At 39.7% G+C, this 21396-nt stretch carries 21 protein-coding genes; 14 read left to right on the top strand and 7 right to left on the bottom strand.

Translation table 11 applies throughout. The features are described from left to right. Positions 1 to 67: 67 nt before the first annotated feature. The 6 genes from H5182_RS10680 to H5182_RS10655 all read left to right on the top strand — a co-directional run bounded on the left by H5182_RS10680 (position 68) and on the right by H5182_RS10655 (position 6315). Positions 68 to 859: a crotonase/enoyl-CoA hydratase family protein gene (locus H5182_RS10680; RefSeq protein WP_182716997.1), complete on the top strand. Its 792-nt coding sequence runs from the start codon at positions 68 to 70 to the stop codon at positions 857 to 859. A gap of 97 nt (positions 860 to 956) precedes the next feature. Continuing rightward, positions 957 to 1343, top strand: coding sequence for a CidA/LrgA family protein (locus H5182_RS10675; RefSeq protein WP_145237642.1), 387 nt, complete (start codon positions 957 to 959; stop codon positions 1341 to 1343). Continuing rightward, on the top strand, positions 1336 to 2043 hold the full coding sequence (locus H5182_RS10670; RefSeq protein ID WP_145237644.1) for an LrgB family protein: 708 nt from the start codon (positions 1336 to 1338) through the stop codon (positions 2041 to 2043). Before H5182_RS10675 ends, H5182_RS10670 begins: the two co-directional genes overlap by 8 nt. 35 nt (positions 2044 to 2078) lie before the next feature. Next, positions 2079 to 2915, top strand: coding sequence for a mechanosensitive ion channel family protein (locus tag H5182_RS10665; protein WP_182734488.1), 837 nt, complete (start codon positions 2079 to 2081; stop codon positions 2913 to 2915). A 16-nt stretch (positions 2916 to 2931) separates the two neighbouring features. Next, complete coding sequence (locus H5182_RS10660) at positions 2932 to 4098, top strand: hypothetical protein (protein WP_145237652.1); 1167 nt, start codon at positions 2932 to 2934, stop codon at positions 4096 to 4098. 240 nt (positions 4099 to 4338) lie between these two features. After that, the gene (locus H5182_RS10655; RefSeq protein WP_182760005.1) at positions 4339 to 6315 is read left to right on the top strand and encodes a phytase; all 1977 of its coding nucleotides are present in this window, start codon (positions 4339 to 4341) and stop codon (positions 6313 to 6315) included. A 29-nt stretch (positions 6316 to 6344) separates the two neighbouring features. Here H5182_RS10655 and H5182_RS10650 read toward each other — a convergent pair whose 3' ends face one another. The 4 genes from H5182_RS10650 to H5182_RS10635 all read right to left on the bottom strand — a co-directional run bounded on the left by H5182_RS10650 (position 6345) and on the right by H5182_RS10635 (position 9496). After that, positions 6345 to 6929, bottom strand: coding sequence for a YqaA family protein (locus H5182_RS10650; RefSeq protein WP_145237660.1), 585 nt, complete (start codon positions 6927 to 6929; stop codon positions 6345 to 6347). 199 nt (positions 6930 to 7128) lie between these two features. Then, the gene (locus H5182_RS22350; protein ID WP_259398275.1) at positions 7129 to 8022 is read right to left on the bottom strand and encodes a GGDEF domain-containing protein; all 894 of its coding nucleotides are present in this window, start codon (positions 8020 to 8022) and stop codon (positions 7129 to 7131) included. Between the two features lie 159 nt (positions 8023 to 8181). Beyond that, positions 8182 to 8514, bottom strand: coding sequence for a PBPRA1643 family SWIM/SEC-C metal-binding motif protein (locus H5182_RS10640; protein ID WP_145237663.1), 333 nt, complete (start codon positions 8512 to 8514; stop codon positions 8182 to 8184). Between the two features lie 118 nt (positions 8515 to 8632). Then, on the bottom strand, positions 8633 to 9496 hold the full coding sequence (locus tag H5182_RS10635; RefSeq protein WP_145237666.1) for a PA4780 family RIO1-like protein kinase: 864 nt from the start codon (positions 9494 to 9496) through the stop codon (positions 8633 to 8635). 211 nt (positions 9497 to 9707) lie between these two features. Between H5182_RS10635 and H5182_RS10630 the strand changes: the two genes are divergently transcribed. From H5182_RS10630 to H5182_RS10600, 7 genes are all read left to right on the top strand, one after another. Further along, positions 9708 to 9926 carry a hypothetical protein gene (locus H5182_RS10630; protein WP_145237669.1) on the top strand — a complete coding sequence of 73 codons (219 nt, stop codon included), beginning with the start codon at positions 9708 to 9710 and terminating at the stop codon, positions 9924 to 9926. 84 nt (positions 9927 to 10010) lie between these two features. Next, positions 10011 to 10901: a dienelactone hydrolase family protein gene (locus H5182_RS10625; protein ID WP_182760004.1), complete on the top strand. Its 891-nt coding sequence runs from the start codon at positions 10011 to 10013 to the stop codon at positions 10899 to 10901. 117 nt (positions 10902 to 11018) lie between these two features. Then, positions 11019 to 11387: a hypothetical protein gene (locus H5182_RS10620; protein ID WP_179959150.1), complete on the top strand. Its 369-nt coding sequence runs from the start codon at positions 11019 to 11021 to the stop codon at positions 11385 to 11387. Next, entirely contained in the window at positions 11384 to 11764 is a 381-nt protein-coding gene (locus H5182_RS10615) for a hypothetical protein (RefSeq protein WP_182731860.1), read from the top strand. Before H5182_RS10620 ends, H5182_RS10615 begins: the two co-directional genes overlap by 4 nt. 136 nt (positions 11765 to 11900) lie before the next feature. Then, positions 11901 to 13535, top strand: a complete 1635-nt coding sequence (locus H5182_RS10610; RefSeq protein WP_182760003.1) for a hypothetical protein — start codon at positions 11901 to 11903, stop codon at positions 13533 to 13535. 160 nt (positions 13536 to 13695) lie between these two features. After that, positions 13696 to 14262 (top strand): DUF2799 domain-containing protein, encoded by a 567-nt coding sequence (locus H5182_RS10605; RefSeq protein WP_145237681.1) that lies wholly within the window; start codon positions 13696 to 13698, stop codon positions 14260 to 14262. A gap of 622 nt (positions 14263 to 14884) precedes the next feature. Then, positions 14885 to 16555, top strand: coding sequence for a GGDEF domain-containing protein (locus tag H5182_RS10600; protein WP_182731858.1), 1671 nt, complete (start codon positions 14885 to 14887; stop codon positions 16553 to 16555). Between the two features lie 455 nt (positions 16556 to 17010). Here the strand turns inward: H5182_RS10600 and H5182_RS10595 are convergent, their stop codons facing one another. After that, positions 17011 to 17913, bottom strand: coding sequence for a LysR family transcriptional regulator (locus tag H5182_RS10595; RefSeq protein ID WP_220493597.1), 903 nt, complete (start codon positions 17911 to 17913; stop codon positions 17011 to 17013). A gap of 101 nt (positions 17914 to 18014) precedes the next feature. On the opposite strand from H5182_RS10595, the gene H5182_RS10590 reads away from it, so the two are divergent. Further along, complete coding sequence (locus tag H5182_RS10590) at positions 18015 to 18860, top strand: alpha/beta fold hydrolase (protein ID WP_182760001.1); 846 nt, start codon at positions 18015 to 18017, stop codon at positions 18858 to 18860. 285 nt (positions 18861 to 19145) lie between these two features. Here the strand turns inward: H5182_RS10590 and tyrS are convergent, their stop codons facing one another. Both tyrS and H5182_RS10580 read right to left on the bottom strand, forming a co-directional pair. Further along, positions 19146 to 20396 (bottom strand): tyrosine--tRNA ligase, encoded by a 1251-nt coding sequence (gene tyrS, locus H5182_RS10585; protein ID WP_182760000.1) that lies wholly within the window; start codon positions 20394 to 20396, stop codon positions 19146 to 19148. Between the two features lie 90 nt (positions 20397 to 20486). Then, positions 20487 to 21287, bottom strand: coding sequence for a LuxR C-terminal-related transcriptional regulator (locus H5182_RS10580; RefSeq protein WP_182759999.1), 801 nt, complete (start codon positions 21285 to 21287; stop codon positions 20487 to 20489). Positions 21288 to 21396 lie beyond the last annotated feature (109 nt).

Raw genomic sequence — 21396 nt, 5'->3', positions numbered from 1 at the left:
AAAAGCCACGCTTTACATCAATTCAATTAACTCGTAAGCTAAACTGAAACAGGTCAGAGGAGTTGACATGATTAACTTTGAAACACAACAGGCAATCGCCTTCGTTACATTATCCCGAAAAGATAAACAAAATGCGTTGAATTTTGTCATGTTCAAACAGCTGACAAGTATTATTAAAAAAATTAAAAAAGACCCGACTATCCGCGCTGTCGTTATTCAAGGTGATGGTGAGCATTTTTGTGCTGGACTGGATGTTGCTGCCGTTATGAAAAGTCCCATAAATATTGCCAAGTTGCTATTTAAATGGTTGCCGGGTAACTGTAATTTAGCGCAGCAAGTTGTGCTGGGTTGGCAATCACTAAGTGTGCCGGTATTCGCAGTCGTCCAAGGTAATTGCTTTGGTGGTGGCCTGCAAATAGCTCTTGGGGCTGATTATCGGATTGTGCACCCAGATGCTAAATTAGCCATTATGGAAGCGCGCTGGGGACTATGCCCTGATATGGGTGCAAATGTTGTACTACCTAGCTTACTAAAACGTGACGATGCCATGTGGCTTGCCAGTCATGCAGATCCTATTAGTGCTGATAAAGCGCTGCAATTAGGGTTAATAACCGAAGTAAATGCGGATCCAAAACAACGCTGTTTAGCAATGATCAATACCTTATTAGCTCGCTCACCGGATACTTTAGCGGCAATAAAACGCGTTACTCAACAAAGTTTTAACACTCCAAGAAGACAAATTTTAGCAAAAGAAACCATTAGCCAAATTCGTCTGCTTATTAACAGCAATACAAAAAAGGCCATTGCAAAAGCCAAAGGCGCCGATAACATTGAGTATCAAAATAGTAAACGTTGGTAACAAATTCACTTAATATCAACGCTAAGCAATAAGTCGCATAGTTTTCAACAAGCAAATATGATGAAGTATAATACGACCTGTAGTGAGTAAATAATCAATGGATCCCCGACCCCAAGTGCTTAAAAAAATCTTCCCTTATTTACTCAGCAGCTGTTTGATTTTGGGTTGTTTGGCGATAGCAAAAATAATCATGCACTGGCTGCAAGGCAGCTTTCCAGCCCCCCTCTTAGCGATGCTAATGCTACTTACGTTACTTTTAACAAACGTAGTTAAAGAGCATCACTTAACTCCCTGTGCTAAGCCATTATTAAATGTCATGCCGCTTTTTTTCATCCCTGCTGGAGTTGGTTTTATCGAACACCTTGAGATCATCGCCCTGCAATGGCAATTTCTCAGTGCAGTTTTCATTTTGGTGCCATTGACCAGCTTACTGCTTATCGCAACGGTGATCAGTGTATTTAAAGGCAGGATTGAACATGATTGATCTATGGTGGTTAAGTATTCCTGTAATTATCACGCTGTTTTTAGGATTAAGGAAGCTCAATACAACCATTAACAATCCTTTATTAAAAGCGCTGACTAATCCCGTTTTTATCACTATTACGCTTATAGCCATATTACTAGTGAGTTTTTCACTGCCCTACTCGCAATTTGCCAGCCATAGCCGGTTATTAAGCTATTTACTGGAGCCTGCCATTGTTGCGCTTGCATTACCGCTATATCAACAATTTGTGCATATACGAAGAAATCTCCTGCTGATTGTTGGCTGCTGTAGTTTGGGCATAATCAATGCCACTGTGGTTGCAACCTTACTCAGTGCCGCATTTAATGTGCCTGCACAATTAGCAGCATCTGTTGCCGCTTTATCGGTCACTACTCCCATTACTCTATTAGTGACTGATTCACTCGGAGGCATTGCTTCGTTGGCAGCTGCGATGGTGATTTTTATCGGCTTATTAGGTGCTTTGTTCGCGCTACTTATTCTTCGTCAGGTGGGCATTTATAACCATCAGGCACAAGGCGTTGCGATTGGTACTGCATTTCATGCAATAGGCACCGCCGCCGCACTTGTTGAGCATCCGCGTATTGGTGCATTTGCTTCAGTGGCAATGGCACTGAGCGCATTACTTACCGCTTTAATCGTACCATTACTTTATCCTTTTTTGAGTCAAGCTCTGCTATGATGAAATAGTTTAACCACTTTATTTATGGATAATAGATGATCAGTACAGAAATCCAACAAGTTGAAAAATACTACACCATGATCAGTGAGTACCTCGTTAAGTACAGCATGCAATTAGTTGGCGCATTGTTGATCTTGATTTTTGGTTTGTGGGTGGCACAAAAAATATCTAAGATGATTGCCGCTTTAATGGCGCGTAATAATATTGATATTACTCTCACTAATTTTGTCAGTAATGTAGTGAAAGTATTGTTTATCGTTATGTTCATTATTATTGCGCTAGGTAAAATTGGCATAAGTGTCACACCTTTTGTCGCTGCAATTGGTGCAGCTTCTCTTGGTGCTGGTTTAGCATTGCAAGGGATGTTATCAAATTATGGCGCAGGCTTGGCTATTATTGCCACCCGCCCCTTTATCGTTGGTGACACGATTGAAGTTAAAAATGTCAGCGGCCAAGTAAAAACCATTGAGCTAGGTTACACCATTTTGATCAATGAAGAAAAAGTCGAAATTACTATTCCTAACAAACACATCGTTGGCGAAATACTGCATAACTCATTTAATTATTCATTGGTCAAAGGTGAAATTGATATTGCCTATAATGCCAGTGCTGAGCATGCTATAGAGCTTATAGAAAACGTATTGAAAGACCATGAGTTAGTCGCAAATGAACCGCTATCACAAGTTGGCATTGAACGGTTTGCTGAAAGTGGAGTAACTATTAGTTACCGCTACTGGGTGCCGACGACGAAAATAATTGAAACCAAGCTGGCCGTAAACGGTGGTGTATATAGTGCGATTCAAGGTGCGGATATTGAAATTCCATTCCCACAACGAATTGTTACCATTAATAAAAATGAACTAAATAGCTAATTTTTAAAGGATAAAAATGCGGAGCCGTTCAGTATGTACAGCTAAATACATTGCTTTAATTATTCTTATTATACTTTGCTGGTCAGAGCAATTTAACAGCTATGTCATGGATTTTCTTGACCAAACCTTAGTGCAGTCATCATTAGTTTATGCTTCTGCGCGCAGTGTTAACGGCATTATTTCTTTATTGCAGTCGGCTGAAGTCGGTATTGGTATAGCCAGCATAGCGCCTGCACAATTGCTTGATCCGGTGAACGATTTAGCCGAATACATTGCCGATGCGATGCGCATATCATTAGGCTCACTGTTTATCCAGCGGATTTTATTTACTATTTCATCAGGGGTATTTTTTAGCACCTTGTTTACCGCCAGCGTCATTAGTTATTTAGTCTGTGATTATTTTGGGTATTTAAAACAGCTTAAAGGTAAGTTACTCGCTAGCCTGATTTTAGTGCGGTTTTTAATTCCATTTGTAGTACTTGCAACTGGGCTTGCCAGCCAAGCCTTTCTAGATGAAGAAATTAATTATCAAAATCAATATGTTGAAAAGACCGTTGACACACTTAGCGTACAGGCTAATGCAACCTCCACACTATCAGCACAACTGAGCGCAAAAATTAACAGTGACAAGCAAACAACTCTCGATGAACTCGAACTTATTGCCGTTCAGCAACAACAATTAAAAGCAATTATTACAGATAACCAACAGCAGCTTGAGCAATTAAATAAGCAAATTGACGCCATTCAAACGACCCGCAGTTTAGCCGAAAAACTCACCTTAACAGAGCTTCCCGAGGCTAAACAATTACTGCAAAAACAACGCGAGTTAAAGCAACAACAAGCATCTATCAACAATCAGTTCGCCGCGTTATATCAACAGAAAGCTCAACTGCAACAACAGCTGCATGATTATAACGACCAACTAGCAGGTAATTCTGGCAATTTAATTAGCAAAGTCGTTGATACCGTTACCACTGGCATTACAGATATGGCTAATTCTTTAGAGGGCTTATTTATTGAATTTTTAAACTTAGTGTCGTTACTAATCATCAAATTATTTATCATGCCTTTGCTCTTCTTATATTTATTTAGTAAGGCATTTAAAGCTATTTGGCAACGTTCCGTGCTGCAAGCATTAGCGCAAATGAAAACAGAAATACACACCACCATCACAGAAAAATAACCGCTATATCATGCTTAGGGTCACATCAGCTCAGCATGAAAGCGATGCCCTAATGGGTCATTTTAAAACTAACAATTAAAAATTAAAACCAATAAAAACAGATAGATAAAATAAAAAGCATTGAATGAAAGGAAACCTAAATAGCTTTACTCTCACTGCAGAAGTCTTTCTTTTGTCACGGTTTTGTCATAAAAGTTATTTAGCTTGCATCGCATACATGGCTAACTTAGGACTTTACTCGTGCCAACACTTAAACCACTTGCTTATGCACTGAGCATATTAACACTCACAGCAACATTAGGCGCTTGCAGCAGCCAAGATGTTAATTCCACTCAACCAAGCCAAACTACACTAAAGCTTAACAGCACACCATTTTGGCAACAAAATAATGCTCAAGGATCGCAAGCTGCTTGGCTTTTTGATGATGCATGGTTACTAGCCAGTGAAAGCCAAGGCTTAATTGTAGTAGAGCAAAATAAACAACATAGCGAAGTACTTAACGCGGGTAACTTTGAAACTCTGTCAGTGCGTACTATTGGCGATAATCGCTTTTTAGTGACCAGTATTGATAATGAACGTGATCTGGTTGCCGTTTTCACCCTAACTAAAAGTAACGGCAACTGGCAGCTAACGGAGCACACACCGATTGTTGCACCGCAAGCAAAACCTGAAGCGGTCTGCCTATTTAACAATCACAATACGGGGAGTATTTCTGCTTTTGTTGCTGATGTTCGCGGCTTAATGCGCGAAACCTTAATTTATAACTTTGCCACAGAGCAAACCACTAACATTGCGGTCCGAGAATTTGCCGGTGTAAATGAAGCTGCGGGTTGTGCGGTTAATGATGTAAGCCAACAATTATTTATCAGTGAAGAAGAACTTGGCATTTGGCAAATGAACGCCAATGCAGAATCTTCAGCGAGTAAACAACCTCTTACCATGGTTGCTCCCTTTGGTGAACTGGCCAGCGGTATTGGCGCATTAACCACCAGCACTGATGGCAGCCTCTGGTTTACTAGCAGCAGCAATAACACCCTATACCGATATAATCCAGAGCAAGGTATACAACAAAAGTGGCGTGTCTCTGGAGATCTCAGTATTGGTTCTGTGGTAATTGATAATAACGCCACTACTGCTCAAGCCATTATGTATGACGATGAAAGTGGCGCGTACCGCAGCAGCCAGTTAATTTTAGACCCAATCACCAGTACGACAAAAACCAACACCACCACTGCAAAAACAGCACATGTGTATGCAAACGTGCAAACGACACCAGTTGCAGCATTTGGTGATGCCGCAGACGATCCAGCCATCTGGGTGCATCCAACCGACGCCGCTAAAAGCTTGATCATTGGCACCGATAAACGTCGCGGACTGATGATCTATAACTTAGCTGGAGAGCAAATTCAAAGCCTTGACGTAGGTAGAGTTAACAATGTTGACGTTCGTCAAAGTAGTAATATCAACAACCCAACTCACACTCTAATTGCAGCCAGTAACCGTAGTGAAAATAGCATTAGTTTGTTCACTGTCGACATACAAAACAGCGTACACCACTTAGGTAGCGTGGCTACCAATTTGAGTGAGATTTATGGCTTATGCATGTATTCATCGAAATCAGGTGACTATGTATTTGTGAATGATAAATCAGGGTTATATCAGCAATATAAAATAACCAGCCAACAGCAACAAGTCTCGGGCAAACTGGTGCGCGAATTTAATCTACCTAGCCAACCAGAAGGCTGTAGTAGTGACGATAAAAATGGGGAACTTTTTGCCGGTGAGGAAGACGCTGGTATTTGGTTTATCCAAGCAGAGCCTGATTCACAGCAAGCGCCTATTTTATTGCAATCCGTGAATGAAATGCTAGTTGATGATGTAGAAGGTATGGAGATTTATCATGGTAAAGACGAGCGCTTATTAGTGGTATCTAGCCAAGGTGACGATAGTTATGTCGTGTATCGCATAAATAAAGGTGAAAAACACCCTACCCTTGAGTTTGTCAGTAAGTTTAATATTCTTGCAAACTTAAATAACGGTATTGATGGCGTGTCAGAAACCGATGGCTTAACCGTTACAGCCAAACCGCTGCCTGGCTACCCTCTTGGCGTATTAATAGTGCAAGATGGCTACAATCGTATGCCACAGCAACCACAAAATTTTAAACTGGTGGATTGGCGCCAAGTACATTCACTTATCCATGGCGATGTTAAGTAAACGAAACAAATATAGCCGTCACTTGGCGGCTATATTACCGTTGTTAACCACCAAATAACTAACACCAACACAGTCAAACCAAGCATTGCTTTGGTTTTATGTTTTGTAATAATTCGCTCCGCTTGATTGCCTGCATAATACACCACCAGCGCCAGACCAAAATACCGAATTGAACGAGCAATAGTCGTTGCAATTAAAAACATTATTAATGAATATTTGGTCGCACCCGCTGCGAGCATAGCTATTTGAAAAGGGATTGGCACTATCCCCAACATTATTACAAACCAAAAACCTTGCTGCTGCATTTGCTGTTCTACGTGTTCAAACTGCTCTGGATTTGAAAAGGTATTGATCACCCAATCGCCAACCGCATCAAACAAGTAATAGCCAAGCGCGTAACCAAACAAAGCCCCAATAATACAGCCTAAAGTCGCCATTAAGGCTATCAGCCAAAGCTTTTCACGCCGCGCTTGCATCAACGGCACCAATACTGCTTCAAGAGGAATAGGAACTATTGTTGACTCTAAAAATGAAGCCGCCGTTATGCTGGTTAACATATGCTTTGAATCAATAAATTGTCGTGTTTTTTGCTTTAAGCGCTGCATAACAGCCATAGTATCACCTTGGTAGTGCTTATAAGTTATATTTATAAGCATATTGCAAGCTCAATACCAGCCTTGCATAATTAATAAGTACATTGTTTTATAAGCATTTTTTAATAAAATTTAACAGGAACAGGCAAATAAATTTAACTGATAGTGTAAAAACCCCCAATTAAAATTGTAAATTTTACTGTAATCAATCGCTTAGGGATTAAGCAATGTAATATTGGCTACGGCCGCTATTTTTCGCTTTGTACAAGGCTTGATCAGCACGTTTAACTACCTCATTAAACGCTTCTTCTGGGGCCTTAAATGACACACCAATACTTACACTTACCGTTCGATTAGCAGCAAGTTCAATGGTATGTGCAAGTGATAGTAATTGCTCACTTAAATCGCAGGCTTTTGGTCGGTTATCACCGGGCAGGTATATTGCAAACTCTTCACCACCTAAACGTGCAAAGACACTATTATTCGGTAAAGCTTTGGCATATAAAGATGATAATTCGATCAGTACTTGATCCCCCCTATCGTGACCAAACTGATCATTAATCACTTTAAAAAAATCGATATCAATAAGCAAAATTGTATACGGGGCTGATTGATTTTTTTGCATATATTGATAAAAGAATTGGCGGTTCGCTATTTGGGTTAAGTAATCAGTGATCAGCTCTTTTGATAACTGCTGCTGCACACTTGTTAAATCGCCTATAGTTAGCTTTAAACCATAACAAGTAAACAACATGCCTGCAGTACGTAAAACATCCTCAACATAAATACCAATAAACAAAGGCTGGATCAGCACTTCATCAAGTAGATCAAAGGTTAAACCCGCCGACCACAATAATAAACCGATGCTTAAATTAACATAAGCAAAAACTGATAAGTTGGCCCTTTGGACAATGATAAAAATAGCCACCACAATTAATAGGTTAATTGCGTCGGTAAGGACACCATTAAAAAAAATACTGTTATCTAATTCAGGATAGAAATAAATATACGAGGTAACTATTAAAAACAGAGTAACTACAAATACAGCTGAAAACACGTGTTGTAAGGTGTTTTTTGCCGTTTGTTGTTGAAGTTTATTATCACTGTATTTCATACACGTTTCGCTGATTAAGTGAGCGCTATATTAAATAACGCTATCACAAGCTAATGAATATAGCTTTTAAATACAACTGCCGTTTTATATCACTGGAGCTGATTTATTAAGTTCCTAACACCAGCACCAACCTGAGTTTACACACCTAAACAAGGTATTTTAACCACAGCATTTTTTGTATTTTTTATTACTGCCACACGAACATGGATCATTACGTTGTGGTGTTTTTTCAAAAACTTGAGTAACAGGTTTATTAAGCACAATATCTAAAGGAGTAATATCTTCAGCAAGCGTACTATCAACACGAATATCTGCAAATAAATCATTAGCTATCAAAATAGCGTTTATTTCAAGCTCACGTGCAGCGCTTTGCACCTGTAAAACGAGCGGATTTTCTTCGCTACCAGGTTTTACTTTCGGTTTAGGCTGATAAGTACCTTGATTATTTTTACCCATAATATCGGGCTTACCACGATAGAAAAATTTTGACACCTGCGTTCCTAACTGTCATTTAAAGCAACTCACCGCGAGTAGCTAAAGGCTGCGCAGTCTAACAGAATTTAATGCTGTTAGCGCGCATCTTTAAAATCGATAATGAAGCTAATAAACTTTAGTCGTCTTCAGGTGCTTGTGCTGCTTTTATTCGCTCTTGGTTTTCTTGCATTTGCTCAAATGCAGCTTTGATTTCATCAAGCACTGAATCAACATCAGCCTCAGCATGGTTATCTGCAACCTCACCGTAAAGAACAGTTTCTGCTGTTAATTCACCCGCTTGATACAAAGCCCACATTTCTTCACCAAAACGCGTATCGAGTATTTCTGGTGCGTACTGCCCGTAATACAAGCGCATGTTGCGTACATCACGTAAAAACATTTCTTGCGCATTGTTATTCGCCGCCGCATTTACTGCCTGCGGTAAATCAATCACCACCGGACCGTAGCTATCTACTAACACATTAAATTCAGACAAATCACCATGCACAATACCCGCACATAGCATTAAGCGAATGTAATGAACCATAGTAGCGTGATCTTCAATTGCCTGCTCAGCAGTTAAACTCACATCATTTAAACGCGGCGCAACATCACCATCATTATCGGTGACTAAATCCATGATCAGTACACCATCGTAACAACCATGAGGTTGTGGTACTTTTACGCCAACCCGAGAAAGCGTGAAAAGCGCATCTACTTCTGCATTTTGCCACACGTTTTCTTGTTCTTTACGACCAAACTTAGAGCCTTTTTCCATCGCACGACCGCGGCGACTATTGCGTACTTTACGTCCTTCTTGGTATTTTACTGCTTGTTTAAAACTTCGGTGTTGTACATCTTTGTACACTTTCGCACAGCGAATATGCTCGCCACAGCGAACCACATAAACCGAGGCTTCTTTTCCACTCATTAATTGGCTGATGACTTCATCAACGATACCGTCTTCTATTAACGGTAAAATCTGTTTTGGCGTTTTCATGACACTCTTATACCGTACTTAGGCATACCTTGTAATCTTCTCGCAAACTATTTTATCTGACAGACCCTTACGTTAAAGCAAAAGCAGACGAAAACCAATGCTAATAAGCGCACAATTGAACTTATCAAGCATGTTAAAGAACAAAAAACTTGACTAAATCGGCTAAATCCACAAACTGCGAAGTTAACAGCCCAAATTATACTTACTTTATATGAATTCAGAAATACGCTATCGCTTCCAATCTGGTCAAATCGCTAATCGTTTTTTAAACGAATTAAAGCATTGGCCTGTCGCTCGGGTAAAAACAAAACTTCTTAATGGTGGTTTTGACGTTAAAGTAAATTATCAATTCGATGGCGCGGGGTTTGATTACACTTGCGCAGAACTTGATGAATTAGCCGCAAAACATGCCGGTGAAGAAGTTAGCTAGGTATATTAAGCATACAGCAATATACATTTTGAGTTCTCTCAGCTATGTTATTAAATCTTAAATCAATAACATATAGGCACTGCAATGAATAACCCACATTCAGATCACATTCCTCAAGAAGCCTTTGATTGGTACGATGAATACGCTCATGGCAAAATGGATAGACGCACGTTTATGAAAAAACTTGGTGGCTTAGTCGCCCTTGGTTATTCAATGACAGTGCTCACTTCAGCGTTATTACCAAATTATGCCTTAGCCGAACAAGTTTCGTTTAATGATGAATCAATTAAAGCAACTTACCAAAGTTTTGATTCTCCCAATGGTCATAACAAAGGACAAGGTTATTTAGTAGTGCCAACGCTATTAAAGGGCAAGCGCCCGGTAGTCTTAGTGGTGCATGAAAACCGAGGCTTAAACCCCTATGTAAAAGATGTGGCCCGTCGTTTAGCCAAAGCGGGTTTTGTCGCTTTTGCACCCGATGCGCTATTTCCGCTAGGTGGTTATCCGGGTAATGATGACGAAGGGCGAGCCATGCAAAGCTCAATGGATAAAGAGAAAATTCAAAATGATTTTGTTGCAGCAGCCCACTATTTAAAATCACACCCACTCAGTAATGGTAAACTTGGTGCCGTTGGATTTTGTTTTGGCGGTTATATTGTCAATTACCTCGCTGCGGTTGATTCATCATTATTAAGCGCCGTAGTACCATTTTACGGCACGCCCGCCAACGAAGCTCTGCGCAAAAATATTAAAGCCCCGTTAATGATCCAATTAGCCGAGCTTGATGAGCGCGTAAATGCAACATGGCCTGACTATGAGCGCGATTTAAAAAGTCTCAATGTAGATTATAAAATGTATATGTATAAAGATGCCAATCACGGTTTTCATAATGACTCAACGGGCCGTTACGATAAACCGAATGCAGAACTTGCATGGCAACGAACCTTAGCATTTTTTGAGCAACACCTTGTTTAATTATATCTAGTTTAATTGCACCTTGATTAATTGCATAATGGTTAGTGCCAAGCATAATAAGCTAGCACTAACTTCACTCAGTATTAAGTACTTCAGTTAAGAAAAGTCACCGACTCTATGACTAAATTTTTTCTCCTAAAATACATCGCTTTTTTTAGTGGATGTGTTGCTTGTTTTACCCTTCATACACAATTTGCAGTGCCTGCGGTTATTGCATCTTGCCTAACCGGACTTATTGGCAGCTTTATTCCTTTTCCAAAACAGTATGCAAATCATCCTTACGCAGCTGTTTATGCTGGTAGTTTTGCTGGAATGTGCTCTCAGGGGTTGATTAATACCTATTGGGAATTAGCAATTATTTCATTGATTGGGGCTATTTTATACGTACTGACGACTAAAGTGTTTACTGGCTTTGGTGGTAAATTAGGAAGTATCGCCTTTATTAGTGTTGCTTTGTTTGTATTAGCTAAAGGGCTTGCGGCATGAGTTTATCATCGGTAACACTTGCTTTACTTGGCGCGTTTTTGACCTTTTATTTAGCTAAGCATAACCGTCTAGATGCGATTAGAGCGTCAGCAATTTTAGCTATTATCGCTTACCTTATTTTACTTGCCACCGAGTTCAACGCAGAGCTATATAGCAGCATTTTTTTTGGTGGCACATTTATAGGCATGAGCGCACCAAAGCGCTTTGGTATTTACACGCTGTTTTCTGCCAGTGTTATTTTTTCGATTTTGTTTGATAATTTAGTGCCTTACCTTAGTAGCTTTGGCGGAGCTTTGGGCATAAGTGGATTTTTGTCGATATGTGTCTGCCAAATAGCGATTGTACTAGGCGCTCCTCGCAGTAAAAAACCGCTTTAGTTTCGATGTTTAATTAGTCAAACTTTCAGTTTAAGTTAAGCTTTCCTTAAGTATTGCCTTCTATGCTGAGTTTAAATTACTACCACACTACGCTGAATATGCTTATGTTCAACGCAGTCATTAAACTCAGGCACTTATGAAACGCATCATCTTAACTAGTTGTTTATTTTACTGCTGCTGTAGCAATGCAGAGACTGCTAACTCACTCGAGTCCATATCGAGTTGTAATGCTATTAAGCCCCAGCCTGCGACCATTGAACCAAATGCACCGCTTGGTGAAATAATTATCAAAAACAATCCAATTTTTGATCCGCATTCACCTGAAACCACAGCCTTACATCGCTTTATTAATTGGTTACATATTGATACTCGTAAAGCAGTTATTCATGAGCAGTTACCATTTCAGTTGGGCGAACAAGTCGATGACACGCAATTAAGAGAAGCTGAGCGTATCCTGCGTAAGAAAAAATATATCCGCGACGCAAAGATCAGCACAACGCCAAACTGTAATGACAACAATGACCAAGCCGTAATTGTTGAAACATGGGACACCTGGAGTTTATTACCAACCATTGACTTTGGTCGCAGCAGCGGCAATAACAAGTTCAGCATTGGTTTTAAAGAAGAAAACTTTTTAGGCTATGGCATACGCGCATCAGTAAAATATAAAACAGATCACGAACGCAGCGGTTATCATACCATGCTGCAAATGCCTGTGCCGTGGCAACCGCATGCGACATTGAGCTTACAAGCCGATGACTATGACGATGGACAAGTTTTTATGTTTGACTATCAACAACCTTTTTATCAACGAAGTAGTGATGCTCTAAGACGTTATTATGCTAAAACACAACAACAAAAAACCTCTATATATCAAAATGGCGAAACTCGCTCTGAGTTTTTTTCTGATGATACACAAGGGCAGCTTGCAGTAGGTGGCGTATGGTCACAAGACAGCAGCGCAACAACGCATTGGCTTACGGGGATTGATTATCAAGACACCCGCTATGATCAAGTTGCCAACACACCGCTTCCCGCTAACTTAAATAACTTTACCATTGCAACACCTTGGCTTGGCGTTCACTGGATACAAGATGATTTTACCGTACTTCAAGACATCGACCTTATCAATCACAGCGAAGATATTAACCTTGGCTGGGAATTAAACGCCAAATTTGGTGCTGATATGATTAATCCCGGTGAAGGCTTTATTGTTGAAACGGGGATCGACAAAGCCTGGGCGAGCGATTCATCCACCCTGTTTAGATTTAGCGGCGGCTTAAATGCCAAAATTGGTACTGAACTTGAAGATCGTGTCGCTTTATTTTCTAAAGGGCAAGTTAACCTGCGTCTCTCCCCTTTATTTGCCTTATATGGTCATATAAATGCACAGTGGCAAAATACCGAATTCGCTGAACAACCACTTGCTGTAGGTGGTGAAGAAGGTATGCGCGGCTTTCCACAAAGCTACCAACATGGCACACAAAGTATACAAGCTAGCGCAGAGATACGTATATATCCAAACATAAATTTATATCAAATTGCCGATGTAGGTTTTGTGGGCTTTGTCGATGTTGGCCGTGCCTCTGGCAAAGTGCAAACACCTAATATCACTGATAGTACGCTTAGTAGTGTTGGTTTAGGTATTCGTCTGTTCTCATCGCGCTCTAGTAATGACAACGTCGTACATATTGATTTAAGTAAACCCCTTGGTAATTACCAAGCGGTCGACTCATGGCAACTTGGATTATCGGTGGGTACAACGTTTTAATTTGTATCGACTAGATTTGTTACATAAAATTAGTCTATAACATATTTAAATGTGTATTTTTTATAGCGATCGCAAGTAAGATAAGGCATCGGCAAAACAAAAATGTCGATGCTAAAGATCATTTAAAATGTCAGTAAATCCGATACAGAACAGGAAGTTTATGCCAAATCGTTTATTTATATTAAGTTGTATAGCACTACTAAATGGCTGCACAACGTTAAGTCAAGATGAGTGTAAAGTCGCTAATTGGCAAAGTTTAGGTTATGAACACGGCGTAAACGGTGGTGATTATGCCGATGGCATAACAAAGATCGCGACGTGTAACGATTACAATATTACCCCAAACATAGCACAATTTAAAAGTAGCTACGAAAGTGGTTTAGCGGTGTATTGTCAACCTGAAAACGGCTTTACTCTTGCTATGCGCGGAGTCTCGTATAACGGTGTATGTAACAGTCGTGCATTTCGAAAAGCGTGGGAAGAAGGTAACGACCGTTATCAAATTCAACAACGTCGTATAGAAATTGATAACCGTATAACCGAGCTAAAACAACAACTCTCTGAACTTAATCAGCAATTAAACAGCAATAACATCACGCAAACGCAGCGTAAAGAGCTAAATACACAGCAACGCCAATTAGAACGTGAGTTAAAGGACTTAAGACGCGAAAAATCCTTATTACCACTATTGAATAAAGCCTCAACAGTTGAAATTACCTTTCCTTAATTACCTTCTGCCCAGCCTGTAATAATAGGGCTGGGTTAATGCAAAAAGCGAAAGCAAAATTCAGATAAAAAAAGCAACTGTAATTTATGTGAATAAGTCTTAACTTGAACTGTCAAAGCAAGTCTGAGCCAGTAAACACTGCTCGAGTTTAACTAATTCTGACAATATATTAAGAGCTTTATAGTAGCGATGAAGCCCTCACGCAGAGGGCTTTGAATCCTTATAAAAAATAATGCGGCAGAGCACTAATATTAGCTGAAAATTAAAGAAACATACCGCCAGACGCTTCAATTCGCTGTCCCGTAATCCAGCCGCTGTCTTCACTAAGCAACATTGCAAACTACGCGTAAAAACCAAACGGGGTCACCCTTTAATTTCCATAATTATAAGCCAGCTAGCACAGGAAAACTGGCATGAAATGATAGGAGAATCGATACGAAAGCAGTTAAATAAATTGACTGATGATGATCAGTTAAGCTAATTTAAAAACAGCTCTATAAAATGATAAATAAAGTGATCAAAGCTGATGAGAATCGGTGATCAAAGTCATGATAATACGCAGGCTGTTACTATACTTAGCCTAATACTTACTTTTTACACGGATAAATAGGCTAAGCATATAATGTTCGGAGGCTTTGATACTTTTCGAAAGCGCATTACTTTATTATCTGGAGGACTGCTGCTTTCTCTAAGTTTTGTGCTAATTACCTCTTTTTACCAACTTACTTCTACTCGTCTTTCAAATGCTAGCGGTGAATCGCTAGTAAATCTAAGTCAATCTATTTCAAATATGCTGTCGGCTAATCTCATGGAGCGTGAGCGAGAAGTTCTTTTGCTTAGTACGCGCTACTCTTTGTATGAAAGTCAAGATTTGAGCGCTTTGCAGTATGCTATTGATCAAATTAAAAGCTCCTATAAAGACTACGCTTGGATTGGTTTCGCTAATGTTGAAGGTGCGGTATTAGCATCAAGTAATGGCGTATTGAAAGGGGCTGATGTCAGTCAGCGACCTTGGTTTATTCATGGTCGATCGGGACCTTTTGTAGGTGATGTGCATAAGGCGTTATTACTTGAAAGCTTGCTACCTAAGCCGAAAGACGGTGCGCCAATTCGCTTTGTTGATTTTGCTGCTCCTGTCATAGGTCAAAATGGTGAGTTGAAAGGTGTGGTTGCCACTCATGCTGATTGGGCTTGGGTTAGAGAGGTTTTATTATCTTCCTTGACTGACGTTTCGAAAAGAAAAGGGATCGATATCTTTATTATCGATAATGAGCACAGTGTTTTATATCCAGATAATCATTTTCCTAACAATATTGAAGTACCAAAAGTACTGCCTAAAGATGGGCAATTTAAATCTTTGCTTTGGCAAGATGACGAAAAATACCTGACCAGTTTAGTCTCTGTACGCTCTCCAGAATCAACGAATCTTGGTTGGCAAATCGTCGTACGTCAGCCATTGTCTATTGCTATGTCAGCAGTAAAAGAAGTTCATAAATTACTACTTTTTTTTGGTGTGTTTGCGACCTTACTTTGTATGTTACTGGCCTATAAATTTGCTAGTACATTAAGTCGCCCATTGGAACGGTTAGCGCTCACAGCAAAAAGTATTCAGCAAGGAAATCGAAAGGCCACCTTCCAAGATGACAGTCAATTGAGTGAGGTGCTTAGCTTAAGTCGTTCACTACAGGAAATGATGTCTTCCTTATTGGAGAGAGAGCAGTCTTTAATGCAAATGAACGTTACGTTAGAAACCAAGGTGCGTACTCGTACGGCTGAGTTAGAAGCAAGTAATCGATCCCTAGAAGCTATCGCTCGACAAGATCCGTTAACCCATAGCTATAACCGATTGGCATTAGACGAAGCCCTGCTTGATGAATATCGTTTAGCGCAAGAGTCGAACCATCCGTTAGCCGTTATTATGGTAGATGCGGATCATTTTAAAAGAGTGAATGACAATTATGGCCACACTGTTGGAGATATCGTGCTTCAAAAAATGGCCAAATTACTTGCTGTACAAGTTGGTGTCAAAGGCATGGTTGCTCGTTTTGGTGGCGAAGAGTTTACCGTGTTGTTACCAAATACAAGTGCTCTGGAAGCGCAAAGCGTTGCCGATACGTTACGTGAAGAACTTGAAAAAGAAGAGATGATCGATGGTCTTTATGTTACGGCGAGTTTTGGTGTTGCCATGTATGAAATAGGCGATTGTCATTATGAACAAGTGCTTAAACGTGCCGATGCGGCTCTATACAAAGCTAAAGAGCAAGGCCGAAATAGAGTTGTAGTAAGCGACTAATAGAGTTGTTTGTATACAAGTTCCAAACAGCCAATGGGTGACCCATTAGAAAGGCCTACTAATTTCTGTCCTACCTCAATTTGAAGCCAAGCCAATGCCGGTGTCTTTACTCTATTCATCACGTAGACAACCTACTAAACGCCTAACTGACTTTATGGATTGGCTACAATCAATAACCCTAGCAAGGTAATAAAAGTCACAGCGCTTTGGGTCACGTTATTGAACACATCTATTGTGAAAACCGCCTTGTACTTATTCCAAAAAAGTTCACTTGAAAATATTTTAATAACTAAATTTTTTACGTAGACTCACTCTCAATATAATTCACTGCTTCCCAGTTAAGGGCACTATGAAATATAAACAGCATTTTTGAAATCTTGATGGTTATCGCTCATAGCCGTAGTATCGGCAAAGTGCCATTTGCAGTCATTCATGATCAACTCGTTTCTGCCCCATTATGAGTTAGAAGATAATTTTTCGGCGATGAAATCTACAAGTAACTTTGATATGTGTGAATGAAAATTTATTGCACGATAATGAATGAATATTGTCAGTGGAGATAAATCATAATCTACAGAAACTTGTTGTAATTCATTCTGTTTTATTTCATCTAAGCAGAAGCTACTAGGCAGAGCGACAAACCCAAGCCCACGTTGTGCAAGAGCTTTTGCCGTAAATCCACCATCTACTTTTATTCTCGATTTTGGCGATAGTGACCTATACTCATTTGACTCTGGAATAGCGAAAATCCAAGGATCACCTCCAAAAGATTTATAGCTTGATATACAAGGCATTGACTCCAGTTCAGTTAGGGTTTTTGGCAAGCCATAGCGGTTAATACATTCTTTAGAAGCCAAGATAATAGTGTCCCATTGGCAAAGTGGCTTCGATACCCAATCTCTGTCATCGAGCTCTCCTCGTTCAAAGCTAATAATAATATCGGGGTCGTTTGAGATAGCATTTTCAATCGCAGTACTATGCTCACAGTACAGTGTGATGTCTGTATATGTGGCTAAAAAATCCGCTAAAACCTCTCCAATAATAGGTATATCTGGAGAACTAAGTCGAATGCTTCCTTTAAGGGAGGTCTGTGCTTCACTTAGTCGCTGTAGTGACTGATTGAGGTTGTACAATGGTTCTCTAATTTCTTGGAAAAAACGCTCACCCATCAGTGTTGGGGTTACTTTACGAGTTGTTCTATAGAATAGCTTTTCACCCAATACCGACTCTAGTTGTTGGATGTGTCTGCTGACGTTGGAACTTGGAATTGCTAGGTGTTCGGAGGCTTTAACAAAACTATGGTTTTCATAAACGGAAAAAAATGATTGTAGCCAAACATTATCAATTCTATCTAACATGATTATCCCAAAATTTGAGCTATAGAAACCCATATTAGCTCATTTAATCGGTCTAAACCATGTCTTAGAATGGTTCCGTAGCAACCAGAGTGAGTATATGAATGAACGATATAAATCCTTTATTTGTCCATCGTGATAATTATCATTTACAAGTCGAGCAGCATGGAACAGGCCCACATTTGTTAATTATTGGTAGTGTGAACTACTACAAAAAAGTCATTCCCGAATCTATGCACAATTACTTTACTTGTGTGTATGTGGATCATCGCGGATTCTCAAAATGTGATGCTGTAAATCCAGTTGAATTTGTCAGCTTAGATACTATCACTCGTGATATCCAAGCAATATGCGACAGCCTAAATCTAACTAAAACTAGTGTTTTAGGCCATTCAGGTCATGCGTATATGGCAATGCACTTTGCAAGTCATGCGAAAATAAAGATCGAAAAGTTGATTGTAGTTGGTGCTGCGCCAAGTCTGTCAGGTGATATGCAAGAGAAACAGTTTACTCATTGGTCTGAAAACGCTTCTGAACAACGAAAAAAGTTGCTAAATACAAGTATGGCTAGACTAGAAAGTGATATTGCCAAACAGCCAGAACGTAAGTTTGCGCATATCTGTCGTAGATTAGGCCCAATGAGATGGAAAGATGCATCATTTGATGAGTTACCTTTGTGGGATGATGTTGAAATGAATACACCGCTACTAGATACGCTTTGGGGAGAAATATTCAGAGATATCGAACTTACGCAGTTTTCTTCAAACTTGGATGCCACCGTCATTAATGGGGAACTAGATTTTAGCATTGCTCCGATTGAGGTGTGGGAAAGCATTGAAGGCGCATTTAAATCATTACAGCTAATTAAGTTAGAAGATGTATCGCATACGCCAATGCTAGAAGAACCAGAAAAATTTATTGAAACGATCCTGAGTATATTTAACCATTAGATAAAATTCATAGTTATGTGTAGTTGATAGTTCAAATAATAAGGAGCGGAAGTTTGAGTAGTTCAGACTCTAACAAGCTTTTGTCCAAAAACGAGTTGACCCGACAGTCCGGTTATCGCTCTTTGCCGAAGTACGCCTGAGTGCTAAAAGAAGCTATTCCGGTATAACTCGTTTCTGCCCTATTTCTTCTAATTGATTTCTACGCAGTCAAACATTGTGATACTTAAAGTAATGCGTTCAACCCTCATGCAATAGATCTGAACCGCATTACCTGTGTTTTCAAATTTATTTGCGTTTGACTAAGCAAAAATGCTTCTTACCGCGCTGAATTAACCAGTATTCATCAAATAGTGGAAATCCAAGTTGGGAGTTGTCAGATGTTATTTTTTCACCGTTTACACTAATAGCATTGTTTTCGACTAGCTCTCTGGCGGTGCGTTTTGATTTAGCTACCCCTGATTCGACCAACAATTCTTCAATGCCTTGCTGAGAGCTTTCGATGCTTGGAATACCATCTAACTCAAGCTGTTTGAGTTCATTATAACTCAGCTTCACGACACTACCTGTGAACAATGCTTGCGTAATACGCTCTGCGCTGAGTAGCCCTGATTCACCATGAACAAAACGCGTCATATTCTGCGCTAGAATCTTTTGTGCTTCGGGTTTGCCGTTTCGGGTTTTATCCTGCAATTCTATCTTCTCGATCTCATCACAAGACAAGAATGTGTAGTATCGCAGAAGGTTATAAACATCGGTGTCCTCAGTGGATAACCAGAACTGGTAAAACATATATGGTGATGTTTTTTCCGGAGCAAGCCAAACGGCTTCACCTTCTGTTTTACCAAATTTAGTACCGTCAGATTTAGTTATCAAAGGTAGGGTTAAACCAAATACTTGCTTCCCATTTTGACGACGAGTTAGATCAATACCACTGACAATGTTTCCCCATTGGTCATTACCACCAATTTGTAAACTGCAACCATAGTTTCGATTAAGCACAGCAAAGTCATAGGACTGGAGTAAACTGTAACTAAATTCTGTAAATGAAATGCCTTGATCAGGCCTTTGCAACCGTTGCTTTACAGACTCACGGCTGATCATATTGTTGACTGAAAAATGCTTACCAATATCACGAAAAAAATCGATGACATTAATATCTCTCATCCAGTCTGAGTTATTGACGATGGTCATGGGCTTGCTTAAATGAGGAGCTAACAACTGCTCAATTTGATTAGTAAGATCTTTGACCCAACCAGCTACAGTTTCTTCAGTATTCAAACTGCGCTCTACAGCTTTGAAAGATGGGTCGCCAATCATTCCCGTCGCACCACCAATAAGCGCTAATGTTTGATGTCCAGCATCTTGAAAACGTTTGAGCATAATGAGCGGGACTAAATGTCCAATATGAAGGCTACCTGCGGTGGGATCGAAACCGCAGTAAACTGTTTGTGGCTGGCTAAGTTGTTGCTGTATCTGGCCTAAATCACTGGCTTGAGCAATTAATCCGCGCGTCTGTAGTTCCTGAATAAATGTCATCTATAAAGCCTTATCTTATGAAAAATGTGATGTACAGATTACAAATAGAAACTAATGCGCGATATATCCCTAAAGGGATAATAGGTTAATTTAGTGGGTAATAATATGATTGAGGAAAACTTGGAAAAGTTCACTGAGGGATGCCACTTGCAATTGAGCATAGATACGTTTTCGGTGATTTTTTACTGTACCCTCTGTAATGTCTAACTGTTTTGCTATCTCTTTAGTATCAAGGCCTTGTACTATTAAACAGGCGATTTGTTTCTCTCTGGTTGAAAGCAAATCATTGCCAAAAGTATGCAGAGCATTCTCGATGAACTCACGTCTTTTTACTGAGTAAGACTCTGGAGAAAAAACTGGTTCTGCAAGAAGGAATTCAGTTTGTTGCCAGTGTTGCCGACATAATGATTGAATGATTGCGAAATATGATTTTAATGTTTCAACATTTAATGACGAAAATGAATTTCCTGCCTGAGTGCACCCTAAATAGATAACGACCCAGCGGGTTGCTTCAACTTTAATGAGAATACTTAACTCATCTTTCCAGCCTGTTTGCAGGTAAAATTGATTACAGTATGTTTGATAATCCATACCCCATTGGACTACGTCTTTTAATAAAAAAACACCTTGCTGCTCATCAATGGTGAGCATTTTGTAGAATGGATCATCTTGAAATGCAGAAGTGAGGTAACGGTCGAAAAGTAATTCTCGGTTATTTTCAATGGAATCGTAAAGATAAATAGGGTGTTTGCCTTTACGCATACCGAGGATCACTGCACAATCATACGTCAGTATCGAATCGATTAGGGCCATTAATTTAGATGTAAAACTCGGTGATTTCATAGAGGAAATAGCCTCAGCGAGTAGATTATTAAATTGTGATTCAGACATATCGTATTGGCCGAATTATAAAGACCGTAAGCATAACGTAATTACCTAAGTTGCTCAAAGCTAACCCATTTTAATTTTGCACGTCAACTATCGTGATAAAAGATGTGGT

Source organism: Pseudoalteromonas sp. SG44-17, assembly GCF_014164235.1.
Classification (GTDB): domain Bacteria; phylum Pseudomonadota; class Gammaproteobacteria; order Enterobacterales; family Alteromonadaceae; genus Pseudoalteromonas; species Pseudoalteromonas rhizosphaerae.
This window is presented reverse-complemented; position numbering and strand designations above follow the sequence as displayed.

Bases quoted from the DNA above. Each gene is read 5' to 3' on its own strand.
- H5182_RS10615 (WP_182731860.1), top strand. From the start codon at position 11,384: ATGAGTTTATCATCGGTAACACTTGCTTTACTTGGCGCGTTTTTGACC.
- H5182_RS10670 (WP_145237644.1), top strand. From the start codon at position 1,336: ATGATTGATCTATGGTGGTTAAGTATTCCTGTAATTATCACGCTGTTT.
- tyrS (WP_182760000.1), bottom strand. From the start codon at position 20,396: ATGACATTTATTCAGGAACTACAGACGCGCGGATTAATTGCTCAAGCC.
- H5182_RS10660 (WP_145237652.1), top strand. From the start codon at position 2,932: ATGCGGAGCCGTTCAGTATGTACAGCTAAATACATTGCTTTAATTATT.
- H5182_RS10680 (WP_182716997.1), top strand. From the start codon at position 68: ATGATTAACTTTGAAACACAACAGGCAATCGCCTTCGTTACATTATCC.
- H5182_RS10675 (WP_145237642.1), top strand. From the start codon at position 957: ATGGATCCCCGACCCCAAGTGCTTAAAAAAATCTTCCCTTATTTACTC.
- H5182_RS10595 (WP_220493597.1), bottom strand. From the start codon at position 17,913: ATGTTAGATAGAATTGATAATGTTTGGCTACAATCATTTTTTTCCGTT.
- H5182_RS10620 (WP_179959150.1), top strand. From the start codon at position 11,019: ATGACTAAATTTTTTCTCCTAAAATACATCGCTTTTTTTAGTGGATGT.
- H5182_RS10610 (WP_182760003.1), top strand. From the start codon at position 11,901: ATGAAACGCATCATCTTAACTAGTTGTTTATTTTACTGCTGCTGTAGC.
- H5182_RS10605 (WP_145237681.1), top strand. From the start codon at position 13,696: ATGCCAAATCGTTTATTTATATTAAGTTGTATAGCACTACTAAATGGC.
- H5182_RS10600 (WP_182731858.1), top strand. From the start codon at position 14,885: ATGTTCGGAGGCTTTGATACTTTTCGAAAGCGCATTACTTTATTATCT.
- H5182_RS10650 (WP_145237660.1), bottom strand. From the start codon at position 6,929: ATGGCTGTTATGCAGCGCTTAAAGCAAAAAACACGACAATTTATTGAT.
- H5182_RS10635 (WP_145237666.1), bottom strand. From the start codon at position 9,496: ATGAAAACGCCAAAACAGATTTTACCGTTAATAGAAGACGGTATCGTT.
- H5182_RS10625 (WP_182760004.1), top strand. From the start codon at position 10,011: ATGAATAACCCACATTCAGATCACATTCCTCAAGAAGCCTTTGATTGG.
- H5182_RS10630 (WP_145237669.1), top strand. From the start codon at position 9,708: ATGAATTCAGAAATACGCTATCGCTTCCAATCTGGTCAAATCGCTAAT.
- H5182_RS22350 (WP_259398275.1), bottom strand. From the start codon at position 8,022: ATGAAATACAGTGATAATAAACTTCAACAACAAACGGCAAAAAACACC.
- H5182_RS10665 (WP_182734488.1), top strand. From the start codon at position 2,079: ATGATCAGTACAGAAATCCAACAAGTTGAAAAATACTACACCATGATC.
- H5182_RS10590 (WP_182760001.1), top strand. From the start codon at position 18,015: ATGAACGATATAAATCCTTTATTTGTCCATCGTGATAATTATCATTTA.
- H5182_RS10580 (WP_182759999.1), bottom strand. From the start codon at position 21,287: ATGTCTGAATCACAATTTAATAATCTACTCGCTGAGGCTATTTCCTCT.